9 protein-coding genes are annotated in these 11,319 nt (G+C 38.9%); all 9 read left to right on the top strand.

The features are described from left to right. A partial coding sequence (gene arsB / locus VIH09_RS08000) for an ACR3 family arsenite efflux transporter (RefSeq protein WP_331579683.1) occupies positions 1–733 on the top strand: 733 nt, incomplete at its 5' end. A 392-nt stretch (positions 734–1,125) separates the two neighbouring features. Beyond that, a complete protein-coding gene (nirB, locus tag VIH09_RS07995) occupies positions 1,126–3,633 on the top strand; it encodes a nitrite reductase large subunit NirB (protein ID WP_331579681.1) in 2,508 nt (835 codons plus the stop codon). Between the two features lie 88 nt (positions 3,634–3,721). Continuing rightward, positions 3,722–4,099 carry a nitrite reductase small subunit NirD gene (nirD, locus tag VIH09_RS07990; protein ID WP_331579679.1) on the top strand — a complete coding sequence of 126 codons (378 nt, stop codon included), beginning with the start codon at positions 3,722–3,724 and terminating at the stop codon, positions 4,097–4,099. A 29-nt stretch (positions 4,100–4,128) separates the two neighbouring features. Beyond that, positions 4,129–4,716, top strand: a complete 588-nt coding sequence (locus VIH09_RS07985) for a DUF4202 domain-containing protein (RefSeq protein ID WP_331579677.1) — start codon at positions 4,129–4,131, stop codon at positions 4,714–4,716. 12 nt (positions 4,717–4,728) lie between these two features. Next, entirely contained in the window at positions 4,729–6,537 is a 1,809-nt protein-coding gene (locus VIH09_RS07980) for an ATP-binding protein (protein WP_331579675.1), read from the top strand. A gap of 96 nt (positions 6,538–6,633) precedes the next feature. Then, entirely contained in the window at positions 6,634–7,293 is a 660-nt protein-coding gene (locus VIH09_RS07975) for a response regulator transcription factor (protein WP_331579673.1), read from the top strand. Positions 7,294–7,568: 275 nt separating this feature from the next. After that, positions 7,569–9,050, top strand: a complete 1,482-nt coding sequence (locus VIH09_RS07970) for an MFS transporter (RefSeq protein ID WP_331579671.1) — start codon at positions 7,569–7,571, stop codon at positions 9,048–9,050. Positions 9,051–9,137: 87 nt separating this feature from the next. Beyond that, positions 9,138–9,836 carry a Crp/Fnr family transcriptional regulator gene (locus VIH09_RS07965; protein ID WP_331579669.1) on the top strand — a complete coding sequence of 233 codons (699 nt, stop codon included), beginning with the start codon at positions 9,138–9,140 and terminating at the stop codon, positions 9,834–9,836. A gap of 313 nt (positions 9,837–10,149) precedes the next feature. After that, the coding region (locus VIH09_RS07960; RefSeq protein WP_331579667.1) for an alginate export family protein at positions 10,150–11,319 on the top strand (1,170 nt) is incomplete at its 3' end.

Here is an 11,319-nt window from a genome sequence, read left to right as displayed (position 1 = left end):
CGGTTATCCCGAATACATGATAGGCGTCATTCTTATCGGGCTTGCTCGTTGTATCGCAATGGTCGTCGTTTGGAATGATCTTGCCGATGGAGATAGGGAGTATGCGGCAGGTTTGATTGCCTTAAACAGTGTTTTCCAGGTATTGCTTTACAGCGTTTATGCCTATATCTTCATCACCATACTTCCACCCTATTTCGGATATACCGGTTTTGAAGTCAACATCAGCATCGGGCAAATTGCCGAGAGCGTGGGCATCTATTTGGGGATTCCTTTCGCACTGGGAATCATCAGCCGATATGCTCTTATCAATCTAAAGGGAGAGGATTGGTTCCAAAACAAATACGTACCGTTCATTTCCCCAATTACGCTAATCGCGTTGTTACTTACCATCGTGATCATGTTCAGCCTAAAAGGGGAAATGATCGTGCAAATCCCGATGGATGTCGTTCGCATCGCGATTCCTCTCGTGATTTACTTCACGGTCATGTTTGTCATCAGTTTTTTCACGGGGAAATATTTTGGCGCAGATTATTCAAAAAGTACGGCGATTGCCTTTACGGCAACGGGAAACAATTTCGAACTGGCAATCGCAGTAGCCATCGGTGTTTTTGGCATCAATAGCGGACAGGCATTTGCCGGAGTTATCGGCCCATTGGTGGAGGTTCCCGCTTTAATCGCATTGGTGAATGTCGCTTTTTGGTTTAGAAAAAAATACTACCCGTCAGCAATCTAGAGCTAAAAAAAATAGACGAATTTTCTTTTTTAAAATCCGTGTAAACAACTAGAATAAAATCAAACCGCCAATTCGCAAATTTTATATTATCCATGATATATTTAAATTTGTGAATTCGCGGTATTTTTTTTGAAGCCAAATGTTTTTCTGCTCCATGATGAAAATAGTTATAATTATTGCCTAGGTCCTGTTTGAACCAGATTCCACATTTCCCCCACTAAAATTGAAAACACCATTTCGTTTTTGATATATTTTTCATCAATTTTTACAAATACCATATTTTACAGCTTCCATTTTCAAGATATTCCAATTAATTTCAAAAAAACGAAATTAAGTAAATAAAATAAGTACTTATACTTATATTTGCTACGTAATGCTTAATTTACGATAGTATGATCAATATAATAGTAGTCGGAAACGGCATGGTAGGTTTCAAATTTTGTGAAAAATTCATATCGAAGCCAGGAAGTGAGAAGTATCAAATTACTGTTTTTGGAGAAGAACCAAGGCGAGCCTATGACCGTGTCCATTTAAGCGAATATTTTGCGGGCAAAAGTGCTGACGATTTATCCATGTCAACTTTAGATTGGTATGCCGAAAACAATATTATTCTAAATACTTCAGAATTAATTACTGACATCAATAGGGAACACAAAACGGTTCATACCCATCTGGAAAAAACATATCCCTACGACTACATAGTATTGGCAACAGGTTCTTCTGCTTTTGTACCCCCTATTGTTGGGGTGGAAAAAGAAGGCGTTTTTGTATACAGGACTATTGAAGATCTCGATGCAATCATGGCCTATGCCAAAAAAATAAAACAAAATGGAGCTACAGAAGCAGCTGTGCTTGGCGGGGGATTACTAGGACTGGAAGCGGCCAAAGCTGTCCGGGATTTGGGTTTGAATCCGCATGTTGTGGAGTTTGCTCCCAGGCTAATGCCAAGACAATTGGACAAGGGCGCGAGTGACATGTTGCAATCAAAAATTGAAGAGCTAAACATTGGGATACACCTTAATAAATCCACTCAATATATTGATGGTGGAGATTGTATAACAGGGATGATGTTTGCGGCAGAGGAATTGTTAAAAGTTGATATGTTGGTTATATCTGCAGGTATCAAACCACGAGACGAGCTTGGAAGAGTTTCGGGACTTGAAGTGGGGGTACGTGGCGGCATCACCGTAAACAATAAAATGCAAACGACGGATCCTTTTATATATGCCATTGGAGAAGTGGCGCTGTACAACCATATGATTTACGGATTGGTTGCCCCAGGATACGAAATGGCAGAAGTCGCTGCCGAGCAGATTCTGCAAGGCGAAAAAACAATGAGAGAAACCATCGATATGTCTACCCAATTAAAATTAATTGGGGTCGAAGTGGCGAGTTTTGGTGATCCATTTCTAGAAAACGAAAATGTCACGGCAATCGTTTACGAAAATAAATTTAGCGGTACATACAAAAGAATTAACATAACCAAAGACGGGAAGACCTTATTGGGAGGGATTCTGGTTGGTGATTCAAGTGATTATAATGGGTTGTTCCAAATTTACAGCAATGCGATGCCCCTGCCTAAAAATCCCGAAGATTTAATTCTAGGTTCCAGGGGTGGCGAAAGCTCAACTATGGGAAGCGTCATGGACTTGCCTGACACTGCCGTAATCTGTTCTTGCGAAAATGTAACTAAAGGAACTCTTTGCTGTTCAATAACAGATGGGACATGCGAATCTTTATCAGATGTCGTGAAGCTTACAAAGGCCACTTCCGGTTGTGGAGGTTGTAAGCCAATGGTGGTTGACTTGGTGAAAGAAGCACAAAAATCAATTGGAAAAGAAGTGAAAGAATCTCTTTGCGAACATTTTCACTACACCAGACAAGAGCTATTTGATATCGTGAAAATCAACAAATACACTAATTTTTATGAGGTTGTCGACCATCATGGCAATGGCGATGGTTGCGAAGTATGCAAACCAGTTGTCGCTTCGATTTTCTCAAGTATTTACAACGATACGGCCAACAAACATGTCACCACCCAAGATACCAATGATCGATTCTTAGCCAATATCCAACGGAACGGGACCTACTCGGTTGTACCGAGGGTCGCCGGTGGAGAGATTACCGCCGAAAAACTGATCGTAATTGGCCAAGTAGCTAAACAGTTTGATCTATACACTAAAATTACCGGTGCACAGCGTGTCGATTTATTTGGCGCCCATCTAGATGATTTGCCAAAAATTTGGAAAATACTAATTGATAATGGTTTCGAAAGCGGGCACGCCTATGGAAAGTCATTAAGGGCCGTGAAAAGTTGTGTGGGCAATGCTTGGTGCCGTTACGGAATGGATGACAGTGCCGGTTTTGCCATTGAACTGGAAAACAGGTACAAAGGAATCCGTTCCCCCCATAAAATCAAGGGTGGCGTATCCGCTTGCATTAGGGAATGTGCCGAAGCCAGAGGCAAAGATTTTGGTCTCATTGCAGTGGAAGGAGGTTGGAACCTCTACATCTGCGGAAACGGCGGCGCCACTCCTAAACATGCCGTTTTGTTGGCTGAACAAATTGACAAAGCGACCGTAATTAAATACCTAGACCGTTTTTTAATGTATTACATCCGCACGGCCGGGCCACTGGTTCGAACTGCCACATGGCTAGACAAATTAGAAGGAGGCATGGATTACCTTAAAGAAGTTGTCATACATGATCGCATCGGGATTTGTGAAGCATTAGAAACTGAAATGGAAACCCTTATAGGGACATTTGAATGCGAATGGAAACAAGTGATTGAAAAACCAAGATTAATGAAGCGTTTCAGTCATTTCGTTAATTCCGATGAAAAGGATGATAATATCGAATATGTGCCGTTAAGAGAACAAAAAATGCCAAAACCTTGGTGAAAAGCAATTGATTAATTCGCACCGAACAGTTTGATTTTGGTATAGAGCGAATCATCCTGAAGTTGAAAAAGATTAAACAATAAAAATTATGGAAAATATTTTAAGCAAATACAAAACTGTTCTGGCTGATCACGCAACCATTTGGTTCAAAGCGGGTAACATAAATGACTTTCCCAGCAACAGAGGAGGTTGCATCAAATACAAAGACAAACAAATTGCTGTTTTTAATTTCGAAAGAAGAAACGAATGGTACGCCTGTCAAAATGCCTGCCCCCATAAAATGGAAATGGTTCTATCGAGAGGAATGACGGGATCTGCTGATGACGTTCCCAAAATCGCATGTCCTATGCACAAAAAAACATTTTCGCTTGCAGACGGATCTAATTTAAATGGGGAAGAATACTCGATTGCGACCTACCCCGTAAGAGTTATTGGAGACGAAGTATTCGTAGGCTTTTTAGAATAAATATGTATCTTTGAAAATATACATTATCCATGACAAACACACCTTTTCATAACGCTAGTGAGCTAATTGATGCAGAAAACGCACAAGACCCAAACCGCGAAATATACCAAACCAAAAGCTACCCTAAAGAGTTATTATATTCAAATAGAATGTATGAAAAGCTTATGGAATTTCATCCTGATGCCTCCGAAGCGGTTCAAATTGCTTCCAAAGCCCAGCACATTTGCAGATGGAAAATAGCTCGAGAAACCTATCCGATGGATCGTGTGGGATACTTAAAATGGAGAGAAGATTTAAAAAAATTTCACGCGAAAACTACAGCCGGAATTTTAGAAAAAGTGGGGTATGACTCCAATTTCATCGCTCGGGTTTCATTTCTGATTGAGAAAAAATTACTCAAAAAAGATGAAGAAACGCAACTTCTGGAAGATGTAATTTGTTTGGTTTTTCTGGAATTTTATCTTGATCCCTTTGTACAAAAACATGACAGGGACAAAATGAAAAATATCATTCTGAAAACTTGGAATAAAATGTCTGATAAGGGACACCAGGAAGCTTTAAAAATCAACTATAGCAGCGCAAATCTTCAACTGATAAAAGAGGCCATCGGATTGTAATTTGATTTTGACATGAAAAACAAGACCAAACAGTCTATCGAGAATCTCAATTTCGTAAAATTAAAGCAAATGTATCTTTTTGCTTTAATAACCATAGCCATAACGGTACTGCTTAGCCAATTGCTCATACAGTACAACCTGAACCATCAGCTTAATGATTCCCGACTGATCAACATATCGGGGAAACAAAGAATGTTGAGTCAAAAGTTGGCCAAGGAAGTGCTGATCTTAAACTTGGTTTCTGATTCCATAAAGAAAAATGAGGAGGTCTCTAAAATAAACGAAACCGTTTCACTTTGGAAATTCACCCATTATGCATTGGAAAACGGGAATGACAGCCTTAATTTCCCAAAAGTAAAAAGCGCTACCCTATCCAGATTATTTGCCGATATAAAACCCAATTTTGATAGTATCAGTCATGCGACTGAGCTGTTGCTGAAAAATCATATTGGACAAGTAGACCGGGATAAAAATCAAAAAATAGCGCAAACTATTCTGGATAATGAAGGGATCTTTCTTTCTAAAATGAACAAAATAGTAAGCCAATACGAAGCCGAAGCGCTGGAAAAAGTGACGCTGCAGCGCAAAACGGAATATGCTATTTTGGGGTTTACACTACTCGTTTTATTTTTGGAATTTCTCTTTATATTTAAACCTACCAACAAAAGGATTGAGCTTTTAATTTCTAAACTTCTGGTCTCTGAACGGAGAGCCATAAAACTGGCACACGATACGGAAGTGATTAGCGAAATAAAAGAAAACTCTGTCAAAGAATTAAAGTCGTTAAATTATGCGATGGAGAATACTTTATTGTATTGCCGTATTGCACCCGACGGACGTATCATACATATCGGGGAAAAGTTCTCTAAACTGTTGCAGTACAATCCTTTTGTTGGCGATAAAACGTTCTCCGAGGTGTTGACGCCAGTAGAAAAAGAACAATTGCTTATCGATAGGATCATCGCCGAAAAACAAAGAAGCGGATGGCAGGGGGAAATAAACATCACCAACAGAAATAAAGAATCCATTTGGCTTGATCTATCCATGGTGCCAGTTACCATCAAAAAAGAGGAATCCGAATTATTGATTATTTGTTTTGATATTACCGAACGGAAAATAGCAGAGCAAGAAGTGGAACGGCTGAATGCTGAAAACATTGCCGATAAAATCAATCAGCAAAAAATCATCTCCAGTAAAATTGTCGAGAATCAAGAAAATGAGCAAAATAGAATTGCTCGTGAAATTCATGATGGGATAGGGCAAATGCTAACGGGCTTGAAATTCAGCTTGGAAAGTATCAATCTTGATGACAAAGAAAAAGCTGCACAAAAAATTGAGTACCTAAAAAAATTATCCCTTGACATCATCAAAGGGGTACGCACGGCAACTTTCAACTTGATGCCGCCTGAATTGAGCGATCATGGAATTGTGTCCTCTTTATCAAAACTTTGCCAAGAGTTGTCGAAACTCACAGGAAAAAACATCCAGTTCTATAACAAAACCTCTTTTGACAAAAGGCTGGATTCATTAATTGAAATCAACATATATCGCCTTACCCAGGAAGCGATCAATAACGCGATAAAGTATGCCGAATCCTCACATATTGTAGTCCAACTATCGCATAGTAATTCAATCCTGAGCATCATAATTGACGATAACGGCAAGGGGTTTGATGCTGCCGAAGTGGAGAAAAAAAGGAATAGTGAATCCGGAATGGGATTACTCTTTATGAAAGAAAGAATACAGTACATCAACGGACGTGTTTTTATAAACTCCATCCCGGGCGAAGGAACCAGAATTACATTCAACATTCCCATTTAAATATAAGACGACTAATTTATTTATATAGATTACGTATATTAGCTGTTCAATTAGTTTAAAATACGTAAAAAAATTGATCTCAAATTTAAGTAAGTTATGAATAATACGATTCGAGTTGTGCTGGCAGATGACCACGTTTTTGTAAGAGACGGGATAAAATCATTATTGGAGACCGAAGACAATATAATTGTGGTGGGAGAAGCTACAGATGGTCTGGAAGCATTGCAAACAGTGGAATCAAATAAGCCAGACTTACTAATTGTCGACATACGCATGCCTCATTTAACAGGTATTGAAGTAGTTGAAAAATTACGAAATCAGAATAATCCCGTGAAAATCATCGTTCTTTCGATGCATGAATCGGAAGAATACGTACTTAAATCCATCAGAGCCGGTGCCGATGGTTATTTGTTGAAAGGATCCAGCAAAGAAGAATTCTTAAAAGCACTGCATACCGTCGCAAATGGCGGAAAATATTTTAGTGGCGACATCTCCTCTATTCTTATTGATCAACTCAAAAACAATGCAATCCCTATAGAAACAAAGCAACCATTAACGGATGATATGTCAATTACCAAAAGGGAAAAAGAAATCCTGAAACTTTTATTGTCTGGAAAAGGAAATAAAGAAATTGCGGAAGCATTAGAAATCAGTAAGCGTACCGCAGAGGTACACCGCTTTAACTTGATGAAAAAACTAAAAGTGAAGAATCTTATGGAGCTTTCCAATAAGGCAAACGAATATGCGTTGATTTAATCTTCCACACAAAAAACAAAAGCCAATTCTATTTTAATTAATATACCTAATCTCAACTATACGCTGCGAAATGGGCTGATTATGTCTTTTTATGATTGTGATCAATCTTTTCGAGCATTCAAAAAACGAAAAAAGGCTTCCCTTTTTTGGTAAATCAATAATAAAAAGAGCTTTAAAAACAAATGTCTGAAATCTTTATGAAAATACGTATTTATACTTATTTCCAATGTTTTTAATACGTCGACATACTTATATTTGTAAAAAATATAAGTACAATGGAAAAGTCAACTTCATTAGCCCAATCCCACAGAATGTTATTTTTAAACACGCTGGCGTTCACCGTTTGTTTCGCTTGCTGGACACTTAATGGCGTTTTGGTCACCTATTTGGTCGACAAAGGCATTTTTAACTGGAGCGTGGTACAAATAGGCTGGTTACTGGGCATTCCCATTTTAACCGGTGCCCTGATGCGATTGCCCATAGGAATCCTGACCGATAAACACGGCGGGAAATCGGTGTTTTCAATCTTGCTTTTACTATGTTCAATCCCTCTATTCCTACTTCCATTAGCAAACAGTTTCTTGATGTTTGCCGTTCTTAGTTTTCTGTTCGGAATGGTTGGAACCAGCTTCGCCGTAGGTATCGGATACACTTCCATATTCTATCCAAAAGAATGGCAAGGGAGAGCTTTGGGGATTTTTGGGATGGGGAATGCGGGAGCGGCAATAACCACATTTATGGCACCTTCACTATTAAATCATTTTTCAATAGAAGACCCGCAAAATGGTTGGAAAATTTTACCCCTGATATATGGCGCTGCTTTGTTAATTATCGGTGTCCTGTTCTTACTTTTCGCTAAAAATAAGAAAATGGAAAGGTCAACCAAAACAGTTCCGCAAATGCTGTCAACCTTAAAAAGACCTAGAGTCTGGAGGTTTGGAGCCTACTATTTTTTGGTTTTCGGATGTTTCGTGGCCTATTCACAATGGCTTTTGCCCAACTTTATGAACGTATACCAAACGAGTTTAGTGATGGGCGGTATGTTTGCCACTATGTTCAGCTTGCCATCCGGTGTCATTCGCGCATTTGGCGGATATCTATCTGACAAATTTGGCGCCCGAAAAGTAATGTATTGGGTATTGAGTTCATCTGTCGTATTGAGTGCACTATTGATGATTCCAAAAATGGAAATAACAACGGCTGGCCCAGGCGTAATGGCAGAAAAAAAAGGAATTGTCACCCAAGTCAGCGCTTCTAACGTACAGATTGACGGGAAAGATTTCGCGATAGTCTCCAAACCAGAAACTGCGGCAATTGGAAATGTCTTCCCGACTAAATCAACATGGCAAAAAGTAATTGTTGAACAAAACCAAAGCGTCAATAAAAAAGAATTATTGGCCAAGGGCCTAACCCGAATTGTTTTTGACGCCAACATGTGGGTTTATCTATTTTTGGTAATTATGATTGGTATCTCGTGGGGAATCGGAAAAGCGGCCGTTTACAAACATATCCCCGAATATTTCCCGACCGAAATAGGAGTTGTGGGCGGTATGGTGGGTTTGCTCGGAGGTTTAGGCGGATTCTTTTGCCCAATTATCTTTAGCTATCTATTAAGTTTCACCGGAATATGGTCAAGTTCATGGATTTTTGTCCTTCTGTTTTCAGCAATTTGCCTCGTCTGGATGCACATTACCATAACTAGTATGATGAATGAAAAACAACCGATTATGTCCAAAGAAATGGATCGAAAAAACTAAAACCCCTCCTTTCCAAATTGTAAAGCACGCCATTTCCGATTGATCCATCAAAATAGAATCTGAAGTAAAACATTAACAAGATACAAAATGAAAAAAATAAATGCCGATTGCTCCATCTGTATCAACACCAATTGTTTTATAAAGAAACATTTGCATCTGGAAAAAATGCAGGATTTTGCGTTGGAAAAAACGAATTTTTCCTGCAAAAGAGGACAGCAATTTATGATCGAAGGCGCGCCAATGCAAGGCTTGTATTTTATCTTCAAGGGGAAAGTGAAGGTGCTTAAAACCGGTATCTATGGTAAAGAACATATCGTTCGACTGACACAAGAGGGCGACACGGTAGGTTTCAGGGGATTTGGCACAAGCAAAAGGTACCTGATAGGGGCTTCAGCGGTAGAGGATACCGTTTTGTGCAATTTTAGCAACAAGGTGATGCAGGACATACTCAAAACTATTCCTGAATTCACGTATGACATGATGTTGTTTTATGCAGAGGAGCTTAATAAAAGCGAGAACAACGTTAAAAAAATTGCCCAAATGAACGTCAGGGAACGCGTTATCGACACCCTTCTATATCTTCTCAAAAAATTTGGTCAAACGAACAATCTAATAGACATTCTGCTTTCCAGAAAAGAAATCGCCGATTTTGCCGGAACCACGGATGAACAAGTGACGCGAATATTCTCAAGCCTGAAAAAAGAGGGCCTTATAAAAATTGTAGGAAAGAAAATAAGCCTGCTACAAGCCGAAAAAATGAAACAGGAAATCATTGAACATCGGTAGTTTCCGGTTTTCCTATTTATAGCATAAAAGTCCAATAGTATTGGACTTTTTTTATGCAATAAAACCAGTTCTACGCACACTTATGCGTAAATATTTCAAACAACACATCCATACCTAATTCCATAACATATCGTAAAAAAACATGTTAGTTGAAAAATATGCGTTTTCGCCTGTTTTAACGGGTTCAATACCAGTTTTTTAATGGCGAAAAAAGGCATGTTTCACTGTAATTACCTCAGTAAATAAGTAAAACTACGTACGTATATTTGCTGAGTAAATAATTAAAACCAAGTATCAATTAAAACCATTTGTTATGAAATTACTAAAAACAATATGCTTGTCATTTATAGGGGTTATCAGTTCGGCAACCCACGCGCAAGACTTCGATGCCAGCATACAGCTTAGACCACGTTATGAATATAGGAATGGGTATAAAAGCTTATTGAAAACGGGAGACAGTCCAACTTCATTTATATCGCAACGTTCCCGTTTAAACTTAAATTTTGAACAAGATAAATTAAAATTAAAACTGTCTTTACAAAATGTACGCACTTGGGGTGACGTAGCCACCACAACTACAGCGGACAAGAACGGAGTTGCTGTTTTTGAAGCTTATGCCGACTATAGTTTTGATGATAAATGGAGCGCGCGCCTTGGTCGCCAGGTATTATCCTATGACAACCAGCGTATAATGGGTGGAATTGATTGGATTCAACAAGGACAAAGTCATGATGCAGCGTTAATAACTTACAAAGACGCAAAAAACCGACTGGATTTAGGTTTTGCCCATAATGCCAATGCCGAAAACCTATTGGAGCCTACAACAGCTTACACCACCACCTATAAGGAAATGCAATATGCTTGGTACCACACCAGCATTAAAAAAGTAAATGCCAGTTTCTTGTTTTTAAACGCCGGCTACCAATACCTAAAAACACCAACAGATCTACAGACCGATTATATCCAAACTTACGGGACCTATTTGACTTACAAAGGTAAAAAATGGGATTTTGATTTGGGGATATATGGGCAATCCGGAAAAAGTGGCGGCGCAGAATTAAGTGCTTGGGACGCTGGTGCAAATTTAGGCTATGTTGTAACCGATAAATTCAAAGCTACATTAGGATATGAATACCTTTCAGGTAAAGATCAGGATGACAGCGATACAAAAATAAAATCATTTACTCCCCTATTTGGAACCAACCATGCTTTTAATGGATTCATGGATTACTTCTACGTAGGAAACCACAAAAAAAGTGTTGGATTACAGGACGCGTACTTAAAACTGGATTTTGGAATCAAAAAAGTAAAATTCTCATTGACACCGCATGTGTTCTATGCCCCTAATAAAGTGCTGGCTGCCGGGCTAGAAAAAGACTCTTATCTAGGCACCGAAGTTGATTTGACCGCAGGGTACAAAATTTACAAAGACATCATGGCTGTTGCAGGATATTCACAAATGTTTGGTTCTTCAACATTAGAA

Origin of the sequence: Flavobacterium sp., assembly GCF_036515215.1 — a bacterium.
Classification (GTDB): Bacteria; Bacteroidota; Bacteroidia; order Flavobacteriales; family Flavobacteriaceae; genus Flavobacterium.
Note: the sequence above shows the minus strand (reverse complement) of the source record. Positions and strands in the feature narration are given on the sequence as shown.